Annotated in this window: 19 protein-coding genes; 9 read left to right on the top strand and 10 right to left on the bottom strand. The window is 43.8% G+C overall.

What is annotated here, in order from left to right; genetic code table 11:
• Nucleotides 1-122: 122 nt before the first annotated feature.
• Nucleotides 123-1,304 carry an acyl-CoA dehydrogenase family protein gene (locus JFC10_RS04655; protein WP_198331890.1) on the bottom strand — a complete coding sequence of 394 codons (1,182 nt, stop codon included), beginning with the start codon at nucleotides 1,302-1,304 and terminating at the stop codon, nucleotides 123-125.
• A gap of 311 nt (nucleotides 1,305-1,615) precedes the next feature.
• Nucleotides 1,616-2,314 carry a maleylacetoacetate isomerase gene (gene maiA, locus JFC10_RS04650; RefSeq protein WP_198332041.1) on the bottom strand — a complete coding sequence of 233 codons (699 nt, stop codon included), beginning with the start codon at nucleotides 2,312-2,314 and terminating at the stop codon, nucleotides 1,616-1,618.
• 314 nt (nucleotides 2,315-2,628) lie between these two features.
• On the opposite strand from maiA, the gene JFC10_RS04645 reads away from it, so the two are divergent.
• Nucleotides 2,629-3,492 (top strand): IclR family transcriptional regulator, encoded by an 864-nt coding sequence (locus JFC10_RS04645; RefSeq protein ID WP_227685991.1) that lies wholly within the window; start codon nucleotides 2,629-2,631, stop codon nucleotides 3,490-3,492.
• Nucleotides 3,493-3,575: 83 nt separating this feature from the next.
• Here JFC10_RS04645 and JFC10_RS04640 read toward each other — a convergent pair whose 3' ends face one another.
• The 5 genes from JFC10_RS04640 to JFC10_RS04620 all read right to left on the bottom strand — a co-directional run bounded on the left by JFC10_RS04640 (nucleotide 3,576) and on the right by JFC10_RS04620 (nucleotide 9,298).
• The gene (locus JFC10_RS04640; protein WP_198331889.1) at nucleotides 3,576-4,628 is read right to left on the bottom strand and encodes a TRAP transporter substrate-binding protein; all 1,053 of its coding nucleotides are present in this window, start codon (nucleotides 4,626-4,628) and stop codon (nucleotides 3,576-3,578) included.
• 146 nt (nucleotides 4,629-4,774) lie between these two features.
• Nucleotides 4,775-5,350: a VOC family protein gene (locus JFC10_RS04635; protein WP_198331888.1), complete on the bottom strand. Its 576-nt coding sequence runs from the start codon at nucleotides 5,348-5,350 to the stop codon at nucleotides 4,775-4,777.
• A gap of 114 nt (nucleotides 5,351-5,464) precedes the next feature.
• Entirely contained in the window at nucleotides 5,465-6,754 is a 1,290-nt protein-coding gene (gene fahA, locus JFC10_RS04630) for a fumarylacetoacetase (RefSeq protein WP_198331887.1), read from the bottom strand.
• Between the two features lie 252 nt (nucleotides 6,755-7,006).
• On the bottom strand, nucleotides 7,007-8,203 hold the full coding sequence (locus tag JFC10_RS04625; protein WP_198331886.1) for an amino acid aminotransferase: 1,197 nt from the start codon (nucleotides 8,201-8,203) through the stop codon (nucleotides 7,007-7,009).
• Between the two features lie 165 nt (nucleotides 8,204-8,368).
• Nucleotides 8,369-9,298 carry a LysR family transcriptional regulator gene (locus tag JFC10_RS04620; protein ID WP_198331885.1) on the bottom strand — a complete coding sequence of 310 codons (930 nt, stop codon included), beginning with the start codon at nucleotides 9,296-9,298 and terminating at the stop codon, nucleotides 8,369-8,371.
• 145 nt (nucleotides 9,299-9,443) lie between these two features.
• Here JFC10_RS04620 and hppD point away from each other — a divergent pair, with 145 nt between their 5' ends.
• The 4 genes from hppD (at nucleotide 9,444) to JFC10_RS04600 (ending at nucleotide 13,688) form a co-directional block, all read left to right on the top strand.
• Entirely contained in the window at nucleotides 9,444-10,544 is a 1,101-nt protein-coding gene (hppD, locus tag JFC10_RS04615) for a 4-hydroxyphenylpyruvate dioxygenase (protein WP_198331884.1), read from the top strand.
• A 188-nt stretch (nucleotides 10,545-10,732) separates the two neighbouring features.
• Entirely contained in the window at nucleotides 10,733-11,677 is a 945-nt protein-coding gene (phhA, locus tag JFC10_RS04610) for a phenylalanine 4-monooxygenase (RefSeq protein ID WP_198331883.1), read from the top strand.
• Nucleotides 11,678-11,849: 172 nt separating this feature from the next.
• Nucleotides 11,850-12,191: a 4a-hydroxytetrahydrobiopterin dehydratase gene (locus JFC10_RS04605; RefSeq protein ID WP_193012765.1), complete on the top strand. Its 342-nt coding sequence runs from the start codon at nucleotides 11,850-11,852 to the stop codon at nucleotides 12,189-12,191.
• Between the two features lie 108 nt (nucleotides 12,192-12,299).
• Nucleotides 12,300-13,688, top strand: coding sequence for a Na+/H+ antiporter NhaC family protein (locus tag JFC10_RS04600; protein WP_193012764.1), 1,389 nt, complete (start codon nucleotides 12,300-12,302; stop codon nucleotides 13,686-13,688).
• A gap of 106 nt (nucleotides 13,689-13,794) precedes the next feature.
• Here the strand turns inward: JFC10_RS04600 and JFC10_RS04595 are convergent, their stop codons facing one another.
• Nucleotides 13,795-14,049 carry a hypothetical protein gene (locus JFC10_RS04595; RefSeq protein ID WP_198331882.1) on the bottom strand — a complete coding sequence of 85 codons (255 nt, stop codon included), beginning with the start codon at nucleotides 14,047-14,049 and terminating at the stop codon, nucleotides 13,795-13,797.
• Between the two features lie 150 nt (nucleotides 14,050-14,199).
• On the opposite strand from JFC10_RS04595, the gene JFC10_RS04590 reads away from it, so the two are divergent.
• From JFC10_RS04590 to fhuB, 3 genes are all read left to right on the top strand, one after another.
• On the top strand, nucleotides 14,200-14,964 hold the full coding sequence (locus JFC10_RS04590) for an ABC transporter ATP-binding protein (RefSeq protein ID WP_198331881.1): 765 nt from the start codon (nucleotides 14,200-14,202) through the stop codon (nucleotides 14,962-14,964).
• Nucleotides 14,965-15,124: 160 nt separating this feature from the next.
• On the top strand, nucleotides 15,125-16,036 hold the full coding sequence (locus tag JFC10_RS04585; RefSeq protein ID WP_226914574.1) for an ABC transporter substrate-binding protein: 912 nt from the start codon (nucleotides 15,125-15,127) through the stop codon (nucleotides 16,034-16,036).
• On the top strand, nucleotides 16,033-18,201 hold the full coding sequence (gene fhuB, locus JFC10_RS04580; protein WP_198331880.1) for a Fe(3+)-hydroxamate ABC transporter permease FhuB: 2,169 nt from the start codon (nucleotides 16,033-16,035) through the stop codon (nucleotides 18,199-18,201). Before JFC10_RS04585 ends, fhuB begins: the two co-directional genes overlap by 4 nt.
• A gap of 142 nt (nucleotides 18,202-18,343) precedes the next feature.
• Here fhuB and JFC10_RS04575 read toward each other — a convergent pair whose 3' ends face one another.
• The gene (locus tag JFC10_RS04575) at nucleotides 18,344-18,694 is read right to left on the bottom strand and encodes a DUF3817 domain-containing protein (RefSeq protein WP_198331879.1); all 351 of its coding nucleotides are present in this window, start codon (nucleotides 18,692-18,694) and stop codon (nucleotides 18,344-18,346) included.
• 403 nt (nucleotides 18,695-19,097) lie between these two features.
• Here JFC10_RS04575 and JFC10_RS04570 point away from each other — a divergent pair, with 403 nt between their 5' ends.
• Nucleotides 19,098-19,964: a hypothetical protein gene (locus JFC10_RS04570; RefSeq protein ID WP_198331878.1), complete on the top strand. Its 867-nt coding sequence runs from the start codon at nucleotides 19,098-19,100 to the stop codon at nucleotides 19,962-19,964.
• Nucleotides 19,965-20,053: 89 nt separating this feature from the next.
• Here the strand turns inward: JFC10_RS04570 and ampC are convergent.
• A partial coding sequence (ampC, locus tag JFC10_RS04565; protein ID WP_198331877.1) for a class C beta-lactamase occupies nucleotides 20,054-21,058 on the bottom strand: 1,005 nt, incomplete at its 5' end.

Raw genomic sequence — 21,058 nt, 5'->3', positions numbered from 1 at the left:
TCAGCGTGATGATTTGGTGGTCACTATATGATTTTTGACAATGATTTTTTTCTCTAGCTCAATAGCCAAGCGATAAAAAGCCCTCATTCTATGAGAGCTTATTTATTATCATAAAAGCAGTTTTATACTCTGAACATGGCTGCATTTGGGGTCAATCCGACATAAGTCATACCGGCTTGCTCCATCCAATGTGGCTGCACGATGCCATGTTGTAAAATAGCATGAATGTCTCGATGCGCTCTTTCTATTCTATGTTTTTTATATAGCGAGACCGTACCAGCGACAGCATAAATCTCCGATACCATGGCTCTGGCTTCTCTCGCTGCCTCACAGGCTGCTGCCCACACATCAGCCAGCTGTATATCCGTGAAGGTGTTCTGTTGCTGGGCTTCGTTCCATAATACCTCGACACTATTATGTAATTGCGAGCGCCTAGACGCTAATAGTGTTTTGCTCTTAGCGATAGTCGCCTGTACCGCTGCACGATCACGCAAATCTGGGCTTTTACTTGGCGTGACTTTCTCAAGGCAAATTTGGATTAACTCATCTGTCGCTGCTTTTAAGACACCCAGTGCCATCGCTGCACAGCCAGCTGCGTTAATACAACCAATTGGTAGGCGACTATACGCATTATCGATGGCAACAGGGCTATAAAAGTCGACCGCATAACGCTCCTGCACAAAAGCGTCTTTAATAACGATGTCGTGACTGCCTGTACCATTTAGTCCACCAACATGCCAAGTATCAATCACTTCCACATCTTCTTTTGGAATAAAAAACAGCTTTAAATTTGCACCTGGCCCAAGGGTGGTGGGTGAGCCTTCTGATATTACTAAGCAACGTAGCACAAACCAGTCTGCCAATTCGCAACCTGATACTAATGTCCATTGACCTGAGACCATATATCCTTCTGCTGTTTGCTCAGCCACCCCTTCAGGGCGTGCTGAGTTGGCATAGACATGAGAGGGGTCACTGTATATCTCTTTCATACCAGGCTCGTCTAAAAATCGTCCAAATGTGCAGGCCAAATGGTTGTTCCAAACGATCCAAGCAACTGAGGCTTCAGCACTGGCTAGCGTCTCATAAACTTTTAATGTTTCCACAGGATTGCCTTGCCATCCTCCCAACGATTTTGGTAATCCCATCCTAAATAGCGACAACTCTGACAGTTTTTTAACCACTGTCGGTGCAATTTTTCTAGAGGTTTCGGTTTCTTCTCTAGCCGATAGGGCTAAATCATAAATATCTTCAGCTGTATCGGATGGTAGAGCGTCTTTGTTATTTGATAAAGGTGTATAACTCATAATTTCCAACCTTATTTTAATGGATAAAACAGTATGTTTATCTAAAATCAATTCTAAATTTGAGATATAACAACGCCTATACCAAGAATAGCCAACAGTTGACTGCTATACAACCAATAATTTGAATATATAAAATATTATATTGAGATGAAAACTAGAGGTGATGATGTAATGAAATATTGAATACTATATTTGGTTTAAGAGTATCAATACTTTGCATATTTTCAGGCAGTCATTAGCTTTGACTGCTCTGTCTGAGCCCAGAAATTATAAGGGCATTTTGTTATTTAATTTGCTAATCATTTAATTTTCTAGTCATTTAATAGCAAAACACCCTTACTGAAAGAACCCTGTTTGATTATTTGTTGAGGCTTGGGCGCATCGGGCTGCATGCTAGGATCAGCGTTGGCAAAGGCCTTGAGCATACGGCAATGCGTGTCAATTTCGACGATATTGGGATAAGCACTTAAATCTACTTTAAACCGTCGCGCCGAAGAAACCTGAGGAATCAGATAGCAATCTGCAAAAGTAGGGCTATCACCGTAGCAAAATTTTCCACGGGTTTTGTCTTTTGCTAGTATTTTCTCTAACGCCGTAAATCCCTCACTCATCCAACGGTTGCACCACGTCATGACTTTTGCTTCGTCTACTGACAGCTCATTGCGTAGATATTGTAAGATACGGCGATTATTAATCGGATGAATATCACAACCAATCATAGCGCTAATGGCACGTACTTGCATGCGCCCAGCCGCGTCTTTGGGCAATAATGCATTCTCAGGATAGACTTCTTCTAACCATTCTAGGATGGCGGGGCTTTGATATAGTAATAAATCATCTGCCTGTAAGACAGGCACCAACCCTTGAGGATTGAGTGATTTAAACGCATCTGCTAATTGCTCATCTTGTGCTAAATTGACCGAAATATAGTCATAGTCTAAGCCTTTTAGATTCATCGCGATACGAGTACGATAAGAAGTGCTGCTGCGAAAGTAGCCATAAAGTGTCATCATTGTTAATTCCTTTTATTATGGTAGGTTGTGAGTGAGATAAGGAGTTATAATTAGGGCGTGTCCTCATTTTAAAAATGGTGATAAAAATGTATAAATTGCCGTCAAACAAGGAAAGTAGCGCAAATAATATCGAGATATTGATAAGCTATATGACGATGTTTGGCAAAACTTAACCATTTTTAGCCCATTTAGAGGATAATCGATTGAATTGAGGACACGCCCTAGTAAGACGAAATGTATCTTATATAATTAACAAACTCTTATGACGTTAAATCTTCATTTCAGTTTTTCATTAATATGTTTAGATTAACATGCCAAGTAAATTATTCATTGAGCAAAACATGCCAGTAGCTGAAAACCCTTTAGACAATACGGCGACAACCAATAAAAGCCAGAATGGCGTACAGTCACTGGAGATTGGATTGTCGGTATTAGACGTTCTTATCGATCATAACGAGCCAATGATGTTAAAAGACATTGCGCAAGTGATGCAAATGCATCCAGCAAAGTGTCACCGCTATTTGGTCAGCCTCATTCGTAAAAACTATGCGCGTAAGCTTGATGATGGTCGCTACGGGCTGGGCGATAGGGTTAACACATTGGCAGCATTTGGGCATTCTGGATTTAGTCAAAACAATATTTTAGAGCGGCTGACGCACATCGCTAATGAAATTAAGGATACCTTGAATTGCGGTGTGCAGATTGCCAAATGGTTTAGCGAAGGCCCTATTATTATTCAGTCAGTTGAACCAGACAGCCCGATTAGTATTATCACTCGCATCGGTTCACGCATGCCTTTGACGACATCAGCTACAGGGCAATTATTTGCCAGCTATCAATCTGATGAGGTCATTCAGCCATTGGTCACAGCTGAATGGCAGAATGACAATGAAGCAATAATTACAGAAAAATGGCAGAATTTCAGTCACTTGCAAGCCAAGATTCGTACCCAAGGCTATGCGACGGTCACTGGTGATATGCTGATGGGGATTAATGCCATCACAATTCCTGTCATATTACCGCAGCTTGCTATTAGTGACAAAACTGCTGGCAAAGGTCTACCACTAGAATACGCCATCACTATCATTGGAACGACAGAGCAATTGCCGATGAGTGAGCAACACAACGTGGTTGAGCAAATACTAGCAATCGCGCAGCGCTATCAAATAGCATAGTCAGTATTTTTACCATATAAGTTTTGATCATATAAACTGACTGTTTTTAATGTAGAGAACCACTACGTAATTATTTTAGGTATTTAAACCATACAGGCGCTACTGGCTACTTTTGCTTTTTCGTATACATTATTAGCATCTAGACCAGTGGCATTGACTTCATCTAGATAGTGCTGCGAGCCCTCCATTAATGGACCTTTCCAGTCTGGGTCATTGAGTGGGTCAGGAATATCGATCATGATATCGCCTTTTTCTTTAGCGGCAGCCATGGCTTTGGCATTACTGATATCAAATACTTTGGAGACACGTGCTGCCATCTCCGCCCCTGAATTATCATCAATTACTTTTTTGAGATCATCGGGCAAATTGTCGTATTTATCTTTGTTCATACTGATGACAAAGGTAGAGTTATAAAAAGGTATGTTGGTATGTGTATTGATGAGCTCATCAAGACGAAAGGCTTGAATGGGTTGCCAAGTAAAGCTCAGCCCATCAATGACACCGCGCTGAAGCGAGGTATAGGTATCACTGGCAGGCATGCCAACGGGTGCGGCACCAGTCGCCTCGATAATGTGGCTAGCAACCGCAGAAGGTTGGCGAATACGTAAGCCTTTCATATCGGCTGGCGTGCGAATAGGCTTATCAACAGTATGAAGGGCGCCTTGTCCTGTTCCGATGAGCGCGAGCAGGTGAGTATCTTCGTACTCATTTTTAATGACACCCTCGTCATAGAGCTTATGAAGTATACAGCTCTGCTGCTGTGCGGTATTGGTAATACCTGGCAGCTCTACAATCTGCGTTAAAGGAAACCGTCCTGCTGTATATCCTTGTGCTTGCATACCGATATCAACGATGCCTTTCGCGGTAGCGTCATAGGTAGCGCCCGGTTTGCTGAGAGTAGCAGACGGGTAGATTTCAATCTTTAAGCGGCCCTTTGAGTCTTCTTCAATTTTTTTTGCCCATGGCTGCAATGCCTCGGTGTTTATGTTGTCATTGGCCGTCATAAAGTGTGAAAATCTCAGAGTCGTCACGTCGCCTGTATTGACATCGGCGCTTGCTGCTTGTTCGTTATTAGAGCAGCCAGTCATCGCAATCGAGGTTGCTAAGAGTATTCCTATAGGGGTTTTTATTTTCATCATTGAATCCTTTCATGATGGTTGGATATTGTTCGCTACCTAGGGCGTGTCATCAATTAGTATATTGATACATTTAGTGGTCTTAAAATGATGGCACGGCCTAATTAATCATGTAAAAAGAGGTAGCAAACAAAATAACAGGGCAATTACTCACCGACAGGTGCGACTTCTCGTGCTTCAGCCAACTCTTCGGCGTGTAAAAACTGAGTATGCGCAGGCGCGCGTTTGGTACGAGACCATTCATCAAGCATGTCTTGCTTAATGACTTCGGTAATCATAGAAACCTTGTCTTCTGAGGTCGGGTCGTCGTATGTCAGCTCTAGACGATGGCCGTTGGGATCAAAGAAGTAAATAGAGTGAAAGATACCGTGATTCGTGACGCCAATGACATCAATGCCGCCTTGTTCCAAATGCTCTTTAGCAAGGATTAGCTCATCACGATCTTTTACTTTCAAAGCTAAGTGTTGCACCCAGTTTGGGGTATTCGGATCAAAACCCATTTCAGGCTGATTGGGTACTTCAAAAAACGCCAATACGTTGCCGTTACCTGCGTCTAAAAAAACATGCATATAAGGGTCAAAGGCTTTGGTCGAAGGCACGTGGTCTTCAGCGAATGCAAGGATGAAATCCATGTTTAGGTGTTTTTGATACCATTCAACAGTTTCTTTGGCGTCTTTGCAGCGATAGGCCACATGATGAATCTTTTCAATTTTAAAGTTCATATCAAACTCCTTTTGATAGGGAATGCAGTGAGTAGATAGGCTGCCAGTACCGATTGACTATAGGTCGATGGTTGCTTGGCAGCTCAAAACAACTGTGCTCACATTTTTTCTAGACTATTTATCGAAATCAAAGTTAAGCGCGGGCAGTACTTTGCCGCGCACTTCACCAAAACCAACACGCACGCCGTCTTTTTCGCTATAGCCTTTCATGATCACTGTATCGCCATCTTCGATAAAGCTGCGTGTTGCGCCGCCCTCAAGCGTTAATGGTTTGGTAGCATTCCAAGCAATCTCTAACATCGAGCCATAAGAGTCAGGCGTTGGCCCTGAAATCGTACCTGAGCCCATCATATCGCCAACTTCTACTTTACAGCCAGTGATGGTGTGGTGCGTGAGTTGCTGCGCCATAGACCAGTACATGTACTTAAAATTGGTCTCGCAAATGACCGTAGCTGTTTCTGCATTTTCAGGCAATAACTCAACTGACAGAGTGATGTCATAGCTATTATTGCTGTCTTTTTCATTTAGATATGCCAATGGTTTTGGCTCTTGAATCGGGCATGCCGTTTTAAAAGGTGCCAATGCATCCATGGTGACGATCCAAGGTGATACTTCAGAAGCGAAGGTCTTGGCATTGAATGGACCTAAAGGCACATATTCCCATTTTTGAATGTCACGGGCTGACCAGTCGTTGAGCAAGACCATGCCAAAAATATGCTCAAAGGCATTGTCTACTGCAATCGGTTGACCAATGCTATTGCCTTTACCAACCACAAAAGCAGTCTCAAGTTCAAAATCTAAACGCTTACAGGCTGAGAAAATAGGGCGGGCGTCAGCATTTGGCTTTAATTGACCAGAGGGGCGTATCACATCAGTGCCACTGACGATGACGGTGCTGGCGCGTCCGTTATAGCCGACTGGCATTTCAGTCCAGTTAGGTAGTAGGGCGTTGTTTGGATCACGGAACATGGTGCCGACGTTGGTCGCATGTTCTTTAGACGAATAGAAGTCGGTAAAACCTGGTACGTGAACAGGCAGATGCATGGTGACGTCTGATTGACTAAATAGCGCTTTTTTCTGCAAATCTTGATTGTCGCGCAAGGTATCGCTGGCATTAGATAGTAGGGTTTGGATGGTTGTGCGTGCTTGAGTCCAATTGTCTCGACCAGAGTCAATAAAGGCGTTTAGCGTTGGTTGATCAAAATATTGACCGCCCTCTAAGCTCAGTAAACCTTCTGCTTCGAGCACAGCCAAATCCAACACGTACTCACCGATAGCCACACCAGCACGTCGTTTGCCATCTTTGGTATCACTAAAAATACCATAAGGCAGGTTATGAATAGAAAAGTCAGAATCAGCGGCGATATTGATAAAGGATGTGAGGGTATTGTCAATCGTTGACATAGGTTGCTCCTTGCTAAAGCATATAATGAATTACGTTATAATTAACTACTTACGCATAATGTAATTTATCAAAGTGGAGATTGCAAGGGTTTTTGTGCAGTGTTTTCTTAAAAGAGATGTGATACTAAGGCAGTTGATATTCTTTATTAAAGTAAATATGAAAAACGCATGACATAAAAAAGGCTGAGCACTCGCTCAACCTTTTTGTGAATCTCTATTACGTACTACCGCATCGTTTTAATGCGTGCTCACTCAGTCTTTTAAGACGTCTGCCATGGCATTGGCAACATAGTCGATGTTACTGGTGTTCAGTCCAGCCACACACATACGTGAGTTGGAAACCATGTAAATGCCAAAATCGCTTTGTAAGCGTTCGACTTGCTCAGGCGTCAGACCAGTAAAGCTAAACATGCCATTTTGACGGGTAATATAGTCAAAGTTGCGGTTCGGGATTTTGGCTTCTAATACTGACTTAAGCTTTAAGCGCATGGCTTTGATACGGTCGCGCATCGCATAAACTTCGCCAACCCATTGATCATGCAGCGCTTCGTCATTCATGACGATATCGACCACACGGCCACCATGTGATGGCGGGCTTGAGTAGATACGGCGTACGGTAGCATTCAGCTGACCGAAGACACGCTCTGTCTCATCAACCGTTGGGCAGACAACCGATAGACCGCCGACACGCTCACCATATAGCGATAAGTTTTTAGAAAATGAATTGCTGACAAACAATGGCAAGCCCATATCGACAGCTTTACGAATCGCATAAGCATCGCTGTCCATATCTTCGCCAAAGCCTTGGTAGGCAATATCCATGAATGGAATCAGTTCGCGTGCTTGAATGACGTTCAGCACAGTATCCCATTGCTCACGGGTCAAATCTAACCCCGTTGGATTGTGGCAACAAGGATGGAGCAAGATCACATCATTTTTGTTCAATGTCTCAAAAAACGCAATCATTTCATCGAACTTGATGCTGCTGTTGGCTTTGTCGTAGTACGGGTATTTACCCACTTCGATATCAGAGCCTTCAAAAATGGCAATGTGGTTGCCCCATGTTGGATCACTCACATAGCATTTAGATTGTGGGAACCATTCATGGATGAATTCAGCGCCGACTTTTAACGCACCAGAACCGCCAATCGTAGCAATAGTAGCGACTAGGCCATCTTTTAAAATCTGTGCATCTTTACCAAATAGTAATTCTTGACAGCCTTTACGGTGTCCTGGCAAGCCTGCCATTGGCAGATATGGACGCGGAGCAATAGGATCGGCAATACGTTCTTCGGCTGTTTTTACGCAGTCAAGTACGGGCAATACACCATTTTCATCATAATAAATACCAATGCCTAAATTGACCTTTTTAGGATTATTATCTGCTGTATATTTTTCCATCAGCCCTAAAATTGGATCACCCGCGTAGTAGTCGATACGTTCAAACATGTTGTTTCCTTATGAAATATAAATCAAGCCGCCAAAAATCATAGAGCAAATTGACGGTTAACTCAATATGAGATTCAATTATCTTGCATAATTAATAAAATAGTGGCTTGAAACCATTATGTTTCAAGGCTTTTTAAGCGCTGATGCTATCTGTGAAAGTAATATTTAAGTACGCTGTAAGTCATTAAAATGACTGGAAAAATAGCTCTGCAAGAAGCCTTTGAAGGCAATAGTAGCAGGTGATAATGCACGCGAAGAACGCTGGTAGATAAAAAACTGCCGCATTTTAACCGGTTGTGCCAGCGGCCTCATTTGTAAGCCATTGGCGCTAACCCAATCGATGACTTCGGGCATATAGGGCAAACATAAGGTAATGCCGAATCCTTGACGGGTCATCTCAAGCGCGGTGGACATAAAATTGACTTTGTAACGTGCCTGTTGGATATGGCTGGCGATCTGGTCGTCCAACTCGGCTGTCACTTGTTCAATGAAAGGGCCTTGCAGCGTGATGAGCGGAATGTCTAATAAATCCTGCCACGTTATTTCATGTTTTTGTGCCAGCGCATGGTTATCGGGCATCACCACACAAAATGGCAGCTGATATAACAGGTCGGCATTGATGTCGTCCTCAGTCTCCATAAAGCCAAGCTCGGTGCCGACACCCAAATCTACTTCAATGTCCTGAATATGTCTGAGTAAGTTTTCTGCCGAACAATCCAATAACGACACGCCAATCTCGGGGTGTTGTTTGGCAAACTGGGCGATGACCGCTGGCATAGAGGAGGCTGCAAACTGCGAAACGGCGAGCCGTACTTGACCTTGTGCCAAGCTTGTTAAGCTGCTCGCCTCATTTTCAAAGAGCTGCATCTCATTCAAGATGCGCCGTGCTTGCGGCAATAAATGCCGTCCTACTGCTGACAAAGACAGCTGGCGGGTAGTACGGTCGAACAGCACAATACCGAGGCTGGACTCTAGTTCTTTAATCAAGCCGCTAACGGCAGATTGGGTCAAATGCATCTGATCGCTGGCACGGGTAAAACTGCCATTATCAGCGACTTGGATGAAAGCGGTTAATTGGCGAATGCTGATATTCATAAGTAAACCTGATAAATAAATCATAAAAAACAATTAGTCTTATAAATAAACCTAATCTAATATAAATACATCGTCAATAAGAATTATTGATGGAAGACATTTTTTATCGCATTTTTACCACCAATTGAAATTAAGGATGATTACAATGGCAGATTTATTTGACAACCCAATGAGACTGAATGGGTTTGATTTTGTTGAATTCGCCTCACCTCAACCGGATGCGGTCGACGCATTGTTCAAACAGCTTGGCTTTGCCCATGTGGCTAACCATCGCTCAAAAGATGTTGCGCTGTACCGTCAAGGTGACATCAATCTTATTCTAAGTCGTGAACCAAAAAGCGAAGCCAGCTATTTCGTTGAAGAGCACGGTGCTGGCGCTTGTAGCATGGGCTTTCGTGTACAGAATTCCAAAAAAGCTTACGAGCGTGCCATCGAAATGGGCGCGCAGCCAGTAGACGTACCAACTGGTGTGATGGAGCTACGCCTGCCTGCTATCAAGGGTATCGGTGGCTCACTGATTTATCTCATTGATCGTTATAAAGATGGTGAGTCTATTTATGACGTTGATTTCGAATTTTTTGCTGATGTAGACCGTCGTCCTGTCGGGCATGGCTTCAAAGTCATCGACCATTTAACCCATAACGTTTACCGTGGTCGTATGGCCTATTGGGCAAACTTTTATGAGCGCATCTTTAACTTCCGCGAAATCCGCTTCTTTGACATCAAAGGCGAATACACTGGTCTGACCAGTAAAGCCATGACCGCGCCTGATGGCAAAATCCGTATCCCATTAAACGAAGAGTCAAAGCAGGGCGGCGGTCAAATCGAAGAGTACTTGATGCATTTCAACGGTGAAGGCATTCAGCATATCGCTTTGGCTAGCGATGATTTGTTTGCCAGTATCGATAAGTTAAAAGCAGCTGGTATCCCGCTAATGACTGCCCCAACCGCGACTTACTATGAAATGCTGAGTGAGCGTTTACCAAATCATGGTGAGAATGTCTCTGAGCTACAGATGCGCGGTATCTTGTTAGATGGCACGACTGAAGGCGGCACACCGCGTCTGCTGCTACAGATTTTCTCTGAAACTATCTTAGGTAGCCCTGTATTCTTCGAATTTATCCAACGTAAAGGTGATTACGAAGATGGTTTTGGCGAAGGTAACTTTAAAGCCCTATTTGAATCCATCGAGCGTGATCAAGTCCGTCGTGGCACGGTTGGTCAGCCAGAGACTGAGACACCGTAAGCGCCTCTACATTTAGGGAAAAATCCATAAAATAAACGGGCAGGATAAAAGGAGTTTGTCTTGTCCCTAATAAGCACTGCACTCTGTAATGCCGTGTGTTCAATGCGATGACTGAGCTATGGTTAAGTCATGATTGAAAACGACTAGCAAAAATTCAGAGTGCTAATGGCAATAAAAGGAATACAGGCATGGAACGCCTACCACATACGAATTCTGTTAATAAAGCTATCGGTGCCAACAGCGTTGCTTGCAAAACGCTAGGCACTGATGCAGCTAGCCACGATGATTCTGCTCATAAAAAGCAGAATTCTATTCCTAAAAAACAACCTTATGTGTCGCACCAGCCAGATAGCCATGGTCATATTCACTATAGTGATGATGAAAATAGTATGTGGCAAGCCTTGCTTGAGCGTCAAGCTGAGCAAATCCCCAACCGCGCCTGCCCAGCCTATATAGAGGGGCTAAAAAAGCTGAATTTGCCCGCTACTCGTATTCCGCAGCTACAGGATATTGATGAAGTATTGCAAGCCACGACTGGCTGGCAAACCGCGGCTGTCCCTGCTTTAATCAGTTTTGGTAAGTTCTTCAAATTGCTTGCCAATAAATCCTTTCCAGTGGCAACCTTTATCCGTCGCTTGGACGATATGGACTATATCGAAGAGCCTGATATTTTTCATGAAATCGTTGGACATTGCCCGTTGCTGACTCATCCTGCCTTTGCAACGTTCAATGAGACTTATGGCAAGCTGGGTCTTAATGCCACTAAAGAAGAAAGATGGTTTTTAGCACGGCTCTATTGGTTTACCATCGAGTTTGGTTTGGTGGGACAAAATCAGGGCAGTCGCCGAATCTATGGCGGCGGCATCTTAAGCTCACCGTCTGAGACGGTCTATGCACTCAGTCATGAGTCTAAAAATAAAACAAAAAAGCAGTCTCAACCAGAACATCGAGCCTTTGATTTGCTTGATGTACTCCGTACTCCTTATCGTATCGATCATATCCAGCCGATTTATTATGTCATTGATGATTTGGATACATTATTTGATATTGTTAATAGCGATATCATGGGAATGGTCAAACAAGCCATGTCCCTAGGATTGTTTGAGCCTAGTTATGCGGTGAAAAACTCCTAACGTATGGTTGAAAAACACGGCATCATTTGAATCATGTAGCCATCAAAAACAGCGTCAACATGGACGTATATTTATTACAAAAACTAGGGCGTGCCCTCATTTTTAGGCCATTTAGAGGACTATTAATTTAATGGAGCACGTGTCCCAATAGTTAACATAAAAGGATATTATAATGACGACATTATCACAAGCCAGCTGTGAAGCCTGCCGTATTGGCGCACCGACAGTCAGCGACAATGAAGCACAAGAACTATTGCAACAAATTCCGGATTGGTCGTTGATAGAAGTCGATGGCATCAAGCAATTACAACGTCAATATAAGTTTAAAAATTTCGTCAAGGCGATGGCATTTGCCAATCAACTGGCAGACATCGCTGAAGCAGAAGGTCATCATCCTGGGATATTGGTAGAGTGGGGTAAAGTTACAGTAACGTGGTGGTCGCACAGTATTAAAGGCTTGCATCGCAACGACTTTGTCATGGCGGCTAAGACCGATAGCTTGCTTGATGAGTAATGGGGTTATGAATTGCTCCATCAGCTTGCTAAACTTGCCAATTTATTGAAATTGTCAAACTCAAATCCAATCTAACGCCAGACGCTACTGGCAACCTAAGGATGTGTGATGCCGCCAAAAATATTAACCCAAATTTCTCCTCAACTGGCATTTATGATTTCTGCCATTGTCATCGCTATCATGGGCGTTACCATGATAGGTTTTGGCTGGGTACCGCATTTATCATTGATACTCGCTATCTGTGTCTTGCTGGGCATTGGTCTGTTTAAAGGCTTGACCTTTGATGATATGCAAGCGCAAATGGCATCGGGTGTCATGCGTGGTATCGGTGCAATCTATCTATTCTTTTTTATTGGTTTGATGGTCGCCGCTTTGATGATGTCTGGTGCTATTCCAACGCTGATGTATTTTGGTTTTCAGTTGATTTCGCCAGAGTATTATTACATTTCAGCCTTTGTGTTGACCTCTATTATTGGTATTGCCTTGGGCAGTAGTTTGACCACCGCGGCGACATTGGGTGTGGCTTTTATTGGTATGAGTAATGCCTTTGATGCCAACGTTGCGATCGCGGCTGGTGCTGTGGTTTCAGGGGCGTTCTTTGGTGATAAAATGTCGCCGTTATCAGACACTTGCACCATTGCGTCATCGGTGGTAGGTATTGATTTGTTTGAGCATATTCGCAATATGATGTACACCACTGTACCGGCGTGGATACTGACGGTCATTATTTTTTGGTTTTTCTCTGGGCAGACCGCAGGATCTGATTTGAGTCAGGTAACCGTATTGCAAGGTCAGTTAATTGAAAGTGGTTTGGTACACGGTTATGCGGTATTGCCGTTTGTGGTGCTGGTTGGGTTGGCTGTTTTCCGTGTCAATGCCATCTATACGATTATCTGTACCATTGTGGCGGCATTGATTATTACTTATTTGCATAGCTCGCCGAGCTTTGGGCAATTAGGCGGCTATCTATTTGCAGGCTATGCGCCCGCTGCATCGTTAGAGCTGGGTGAAGTCGGTGGTATGCTATCGCGTGGCGGTGTGCAGAGTATGTTCTTTACTCAAGCGATTGTGATATTGGCACTCAGTCTTGGTGGCTTGCTCACAGCATTGGGTATTTTGCCAGCTCTGTTATCAGGGATCAAAGACACATTAACCACATCAGGTCGCGCCATATTTGCCGCTGCCATGTCTGCTCTGAGCATTAACGTGCTTATTGGCGAGCAGTATTTGAGTATCTTATTATCCGGTACAGCCTTTCGTCCGACGTTTGAGCGTTTGAATTTACATCCTAAGAATTTGTCTCGTACCATTGAAGATGCGGGTACGGTCATCAATCCTTTGGTCCCTTGGAGTGTGTGCGGCGTGTTTATCAGCCAAGCATTAGGCGTGCCCGTACTTGATTATCTGCCTTATGCGTTCTTCTGTTATTTATCACTATTGCTGACGATATTATTTGGCTTTACGGGAATTACCATCAGTCGACTTAAGAGTCAGTAACCCGAAAAATTTTTGTATCTAAAATTTGCATCAAAATGCTAGGGCTTGTGTCTTTTAAGACAACACAACAAGCCCTAGCTTTTATTTATCACTCTGCAATCATGACCTAGTTGTCATTCAAAACGACTTGATAGGCATCTAGCACAATGTAATGTGATGAAAAACGTTTGTTCAAGAGATTGAGCAGACGTTTTTTTGTGTCGGTCAATGGTACTTGTAAAGCGATGGCTTCGGCATAGATAGCCGTTAGTCTGACGTTGGTATGGGCAATGGTTTGTGCGAGTTCTGAAATGATTAACTGAGTATAGAAGTCCGCTTGAATTTGAGGGTTACGTGTAACAGGTGAAAGAGAATGGGGCATATATGTCCTCACGCGTAACAGTAAATGGAAATAAAAAGAATGGTGTTTTAAGTTAATGATAATTGTTTTTATTATCGTTTGCGAGTAAAATCAGTTTTTATTAGCTGTCCAATATACATACAACGATTTAAATTAATAATGAGTACCAATATGTTACGTGCAAACCAATTGACTATCAGTCGACAAGGCAATACTTTATTAGACAATGTAAGCTGTGAGATTGGTAGCAACCAATTGGTCGCTTTAGTTGGACATAATGGTTCAGGAAAATCTACTTTGATTAAAGCGTTGGCAGGCGAGATGATGACTAATGGCGGTAGCATCAGCTTGGATGAGCGCTATATCAGTGATTACAGTAGCAAAGAGCTGGCACGACGAATGGCCTATTTGCCACAGCAACTACCAGAAGCCGCTGGGTTTTCAGTACGTGAGCTGGTGATGCTAGGGCGCTATCCACATCAAAAGTGGCTGCAAAAACCAAGCCAAATTGATAAAGATAAAGTAGCAGAAGCCATGCGTATCACCCAAACAGAGGCGTTCGCTGACCGCACTACGGCCACGCTTTCAGGTGGTGAGCGTGCTCGCGTTTGGCTTGCTATGTGTCTGGCACAAGACACCAGATATTTATTACTTGATGAGCCATTAGCCGCTCTTGATATGCACTATCAGCTGGAAGTTATCCAACTTATCCGTCGTTTGGTGGATGAGCAGGGGTTGAGTGTGGTCATTATTATCCACGATATTAATTTGGCAGCGCAGTATGCCGATCGAGTCATCGCCCTAAAAAACGGCCGTATTTGCCATGATGGTGATATTAGTAGCACCATGCAACCGACAATATTACACAAGATTTTTAACGTCGATATGCAGTTGCTTAGTCACCCTATAACGGGGCAACCAGTTGCTGTTGCTTAGGGCGTGTCCTCAATATCTTTTTTTATTTTCCATTTTCTCTTATTCGCTTAAAAGATAGGCCGCTATGTTTCCTGCTCTTTATAAATATCAATTCTCTCAAACAGCCATAAAATCTTTTATAAAACCTTTCATAACTCCCACTATCAGTAAATATAAGTGGTTGCCGCTTATAGCAAGCTTAACACTGACCACCGTGCTGACCGCCTGTCACCAACCAGTAGCGGTGCAAAAAGATGCTCAAGTGGGCAATGCAGATAACGCTAACATCAATATTGTCTCACCTGATTGGGGCAATGCGGCAACGTTGACAGCGATGGGCTACCCACCGATTGCGACAGGCGATATCAGGGTTTGGGACAGATGGGTAGGCACGCCTAAACTGCCAACATCAACGATTGATTTGGGCATTCGCTATCAGCCTAATGCGGAACTGGTTGCACAACTGCCTGTCGATTTGGTCGTCGATAACTTTTTTTATGAGCATGCACGCAATCTCTATGGAGATGTACCCTCTGAGTCAGTCATGTTCGCCGCCAAAGGTGATACCGCAACTTGGTCAGATTATACTGAGCCAACTCGCAAACTGGGCAAACTGATTGATGAACCAGCCTTGGCTGAAAATTATATTGCAAAAAGTCAGAAGGATATCAAACTGGCAAGTGAGCGCCTCCAACAGCGCTACCCAAAAGTGAAGAAATTTGCCGTTGTGCAGTTTGCTGATGCCAATAACATGCGTATGTATGTCAAAAATAGTTTGTTTCAACCCGTGCTAAGTCAGATGGGCAAAGAGCTTGATGTATTAGGTAAAGGCAATCAATGGGGGTTTGTCCCCATTCGAATGGGCGATTTGGCTCAATTGGATAATGAGACCTGCCTATTAATCATCGACCCTTTAAGCCCGATAACCCGAGCTGAGATTAAAGACAGTTTGGTTTGGCAGCGTCTAGGCTATGGCGATGAGCGCTGTGTGGGCGAGCTGCCACCCATATGGATTTATGGCGGTATGTCTTCACTGGTCGGCTTGGCAAATAATTTATCAACAGTGACATTAAAAGGTGGGGCCGCATCATGACTACCAACACTGCCGCACAGACTCGTCACCCTCATGCCAATAATACTACTGATTATGTTAAACCTATGACTTCACTCGCAGCTTCTCAGTCGCCCACATTAAAAACATCATCAGAGCCACACTCAAAGCTCGCGCAAAAACCTCCCAATCCAGCACCAAACCCACCTCGGCAACAACCTGCGGTATTTGCGGATACATGGCGCATCTGGGCAGTAATGATTATCCTTGTGGTGTTGTCAGTATGGAGCACGTGGGCATTAATCGCTCAGGAGTGGACACGCCCAATCAGTGACTTGTTTATTCCAAGCTCGCAATTGGATATTAGCAGTCTTGCAAAGCAGCTGCATATAGTGGCGACCAGTATAGTGGCGCTATTGGCAGGGGGGCTGCTTGGGGTTGTCAGTATTTTGCTACAGCAGCTGGTCAAAAACCCATTAGCGTCAGACACCACATTGGGCGTCGGCGTTGGTGCGCAATTAGCTATGCTCATTGTGACCTTGTTTTTGCCAAGTTTGGCGATTTATGGCGGTATTTATGTGGCCTTTATTGGCGCGATTATCAGTATGGGGCTGGTATTTGCTCTGTCAGCGCCCAGCCGATTTAACCCTTTGATTTTGATATTGGCAGGCTTAGTGGTCAATATTTTGCTCGCTGCCGTTGCCAATGTCTTGGTATTATTTTTCGCTGAGCGTAGCAATGGCATGCTGTCGTGGGCAGCGGGCTTTTTGGCACAAAACAGCTGGCACACCAGTATGATGCTGTCAATAACTGCGGTCGTGATGGCGGTTGTCTGTCTACCATTGTTAAAACCATTAACCTTGATGAGTCTGGATGACTCACAAGCCAAGCGCTTGGGCGTGCCGATTAATGGTATACGTGCCTTGGTGGTGCTTATTGTGGCGGTTGTTACTGCTTTGGTGGTTAGCGAAGTCGGTCTGATTGGTTTTATCGGTCTTGGCGCTGCCAGTCTGGTCAATGCACTGGGTGTCGCTTCTATTAGCAAGCGTCTGCTTGCAGCCTTTGTCTTAGGGGCACTGCTTTTATGGTTGACTAGCAATGTCGCTCTATTACTTGAACCCATACTAAATATGCAAATCCCAGCAGGGGCGATGACGGGTATTCTCGGCGCACCACTGATTATTTGGCTGATTTTGCGTCAGCGCCGTGAGCGCATAGAAACCGTGACCCCCATGCTGACGGGTAAACATGAACCTGTGGCATGGTGGCGCTGGGGTCTTGGCGTGGTATTGATAATCATACTGGCCTGTCTTTTCGTCCAAGACGTCAATGGTTGGGGACTAAGTACTGATTGGGCAATTACTCAGCAGTATCGGCTCCCTCGCAGCCTAAGCGCTGCTGCAACGGGTCTGATGTTGGCTATCGCTGGTGTGCTATTGCAAACGCTCACCCGCAATCCGATGGCAAGTCCAGAGGTACTGGGTGTGAGCTCGGGCGCGGCGCTTGGGGTTATCTTAGGGTTTTTACTGCTACCAAGCTTGGGACTATCTGCTGGCTCAGGCACGTTGTTGATCTCAGGATTATCAGGAGCGATGGCTGTATTATTGCTGGTTATTTGGCTAGCACGCAGAGTAAGTTCTGGCTATCTGTTGCTGGTCGGTATCGGTATTGCCGCGATGATGGATGGGGTGATGCATATGGTCAAGCTGTCTGGCGACCCTCGTTTAGAGGCGATGCTTAGCTGGTTATCTGGAACCACTTATAGCGCTCAGCCTAGCACGGTTTGGTATCTTATCGGCATTGCCCTCATTTTATTTGCTCTCAGCTTGCTGCTTATCAAACCCTTAAAAGTGCTTGGTTTGGGTACAGGGGTCGCTCGTAATCTGGGGGTGGCTGTGACGCCAGTCACGATTGCGCTATTGGCACTGGTGGCGGCACTAAGTACTGCCAGTACGCTTGCCGTAGGGCCATTGAGTTTTATTGGCTTGATGGTGCCGCATTTGGCGACCTCACTTGGTGCGGTAAGGCTTGAGCGCCAACTGCCATTAGCTGCTTTGTTAGGCGCAGGGGTGATGGTCATAGCAGATTGGATTGGACGTTATGTTATTTTCCCTTATGAGCTGCCTGCAGGCACAATTGCGGCTATCATTGGCGGCGCGTATTTTTTATGGCTGATTCGTAAAGTGCCAGTTGCTGTGAGTGGATAGTTTTTATGGGAAAATTAATGACTGATAAATAACCATAATCAGTCATTAATACATACCGTCAAGCGCGTAAACAGATCTATACCTTAAAATCACCGACGTTCGTCATATTTGGTGAGTTGTTTGGCTGTATTTTGAAGGAGTTTCAATCTTTTTTATTCAAGCTTTTTTTTAGTACATGATCGAATATAAACGGACCAAGGGGCAAAAAGGATCCGAGTACCCCTGCTGGCATTGCCCAAAGCGGCATTTTGATTTTGGTGGTGGCTGCCAACAGCATTAAAATATATGCGATGAACAAGCCGCCGTGTGCCATCCCTATATAGGCGACCGCTTCTGGAATACCCATCATGTATTTTAGCGGCATGGCGATGCAAAGTAATAATAAGAAGGAAGTACCTTCTAAGTAACCCATGACCGTAAGAGTTTTCAATACAGTGTTTTGTTCTTTTGTGAGGTTAGGTGTTTCTGTGATAGTAGTTTGAGCCTGCGGCACTGTATCTTCCTTTTGTTTAGCAAAAAGCAACGTAGAGAGTTTTTAGTGTCGATATGATACTGGATATACTCAGAGCTTTGAAGTAATGCTTTATGTCAGACTCTATTTTGCACTCTTTATTTTTTATCTTGGGTTTTTTACGAGTATAGGGTCGGACCTACCAATCATAGCATCAGCTCCAATACCTGATGCTCAGCTCATAGTGGCACCCACCTTGCCGCCAATATTTACATTATAGGTCAATCGATATTCGTCTATATGGGATAAAGATAGCTAAATTCTTCCAAACTGTTGGTTAATATTTCGATGTCATTAGCGCTATTTCTCCTTTATAACAATATAGAAACTGACTGTCTGATAGAACAGGTATTAATATAAATAATCCAGATTCAGGAGTTCAGTCATGTCATTTTTTACTCAAAAGTTACTCATACCAACAATTAAAACAGCGCTGCTTGCTACTTTATCGATCGTTACTATGCAACTGATGACAGGATGTGGCTCACAGTCTCTATCTTCAAACAATAATGCCACTGCCCAAACGGCTGATACCGATAAAGGTATGGACAGGAATGATGAGACGTCTATAAATCCAGTGCCTACAGACTCTATCACTACGGATAAAATTCAGGCTATCACAGTAGAAAATATAGCCGATGAAAAAATGGTCAGCCCATTAGGCTATCAGAAGTTAAGCTTTGGACAAGTTGTTACGCCTGAGCTGCTAAATGACTTAGGAATGACTAGAGCAGAGAGTGATAACAAACAATGCTACTACGTCAATAACCCAGCACTGAGCTATATGGATCAAGAATATGGTAAACGTGCCTCTGTGCTGTATCAAATTATAGATAACAAGGTTGCCCTGATCACTATTCGGGATCCAAACATACCTTTCTATAAAGACATTAAGGTTGGCGATGCAGTCGCAGATGTTATGAAAGCACATCATGACGAGCTTACTTATGAGGTCGATAAATATGCGGTCGCTGGTGACTACTACAGCCTGATTGCTAACGTTAATTTCAAAATTATCAAAGAAAATGCACAAGGAGAGTGGTTAAAAGACGAAAATATTGAGCTTAATGATAAACAAGACAAATTACCCATACAAATTGAATACCATATCAAGGGTGGTCAAAAGCTGAATGACTATAGGATTCAAGCAACTGAGTGGACAACAGACAATAAAATCCTTTTAACAGGTGTGGTGAAAAGCATTGATATTGGTATACCAGAAGCGATCTATCTGGTTGAAGGGTGCTCTTAAAGGTTAAACACAAAGAACCCAGCATCTAGTGGGTTCATTATCATTCATAAAAGCTACTGTGCATAACGTTGCGCGTGATTCATATTTCATTAATGGGTCATCGCACTTTCTAAAATCTCATACGCTGCCTTGACTCTATCTGCATTTGGATAGTTTTTATTTGCCAGAATAACGACACCTGATTTTTGGGCAGGAATATAAGCGATATAACCGCCAAACCCATTGGTAGCACCTGTCTTATTGACCCATACGTTGTTTAAAACTGCTGTTGGATGCTTGTCTGTTGTAATGGTTTGAGGCTTTAGAACCACCTCCATAGAATTGCCTTCGAGCAAAGCGGTAAGCGTGGTGGGGTAAGGGTACATCTCCCATCCTAATCCTTGTGTAAAAGTGCTCGCCTGATAGTAGCCCTTTCTATTGTTGTCTAACGCTTGCTGGATATCTGTATCCAATGGCACAAGACCCATATTTGAAGCCATGAAATGCGTCACATCTGAAATGGTGGATTTAATACCATAGGCTTCGGCGTCTAATATACCTGGATTGACTCTGATGGCCTCACCCGCAGCATTGTAGCCAAACGCATAATCGGCCATTTTGTCATTAGGTACATTGATAAAGGTATTTGGCATGTCGAGTAACGGCAGTACTTTACGTTCCATCAGCTGTGTGTAATCAGCATCCATGCTCAATGCCGATATATAACCAAACAATCCTATACTGGCATTAGAATATAGACGCTTTGAGTTGACAGGGAAGAGGGGCTGCCAAGATTTATAATAGCGCAGCAGCTCCTTATTGTTTGTGACGTCATCAGGTACTTGGAGCGGTAGACCACCCGCCGAATAGGTCGCAAGATTGATAAGTTTGGTATTGCCAATGGTACTGTTTTTTAGGTAGGGAATATATTTATCAGCTGTATCTTCTAATGCGAGCGAGCCATTCAATACAGAGTAGCTGGCTAAGGTAGCTGCAAACGTCTTACTGATAGATCCCAGCTCAAAGAGTGTGTTTTTTGAGACAGGTATTTTGGCTTTTTTGAACCGCCCCGGGATTGTCGGAGACTCAACATTCTGAGAGAATACGACAATGAA

The sequence above is a fragment of the Psychrobacter aquimaris genome (assembly GCF_016107525.1).
Lineage (GTDB): Bacteria > Pseudomonadota > Gammaproteobacteria > Pseudomonadales > Moraxellaceae > Psychrobacter > Psychrobacter aquimaris.
The sequence above is the reverse complement of the archived record's forward strand: the minus strand, read 5'-3'. Positions and strand labels throughout refer to the sequence as shown.